1 protein-coding gene is annotated in these 367 nt (G+C 63.5%); it reads left to right on the top strand.

Features of this window, described 5'->3' with window-relative positions; translation table 11 throughout:
* The coding region (locus ACL02S_RS24275) for a beta-ketoacyl [acyl carrier protein] synthase domain-containing protein (protein WP_412804810.1) at window positions 1-367 on the top strand (367 nt) is incomplete at both ends.

Genomic DNA, 367 nt, shown 5'->3' with positions numbered 1-367 from the left:
GATGGCTATCGCGGGTGGGGTGAACGTGATGATGCAGCCGGAAACCTTCGTCACGATGTGTAAAGGTGGGTTCCTTGCCACCGACGGGCGCAGCAAAGCCTTCGACGCTTCCGCCGACGGCTACGGCCGCGGTGAAGGCGTCGGGATGGTGGTACTGAAGAAACTCGACGCCGCCCAACGCGATGGCGACCGCATCTACGCCGTGGTCAAAGCCACCGGCTCCAATCAGGACGGCCGCACCACCGCCATCACCGTCCCCAACGCCGACCTACAAGAACAACTTGCCAAAGAAGTCACCCAACGCGCCGGGATCACCCCCAACGAGGTGACGTATTTCGAAGCCCACGGCACCGGCACCCCCGTCGGA

Source organism: Nocardia spongicola (assembly GCF_047200775.1).
Classification (GTDB): Bacteria; Actinomycetota; Actinomycetes; order Mycobacteriales; family Mycobacteriaceae; genus Nocardia.
The sequence above is the reverse complement of the archived record's forward strand: the minus strand, read 5'-3'. Positions and strand labels throughout refer to the sequence as shown.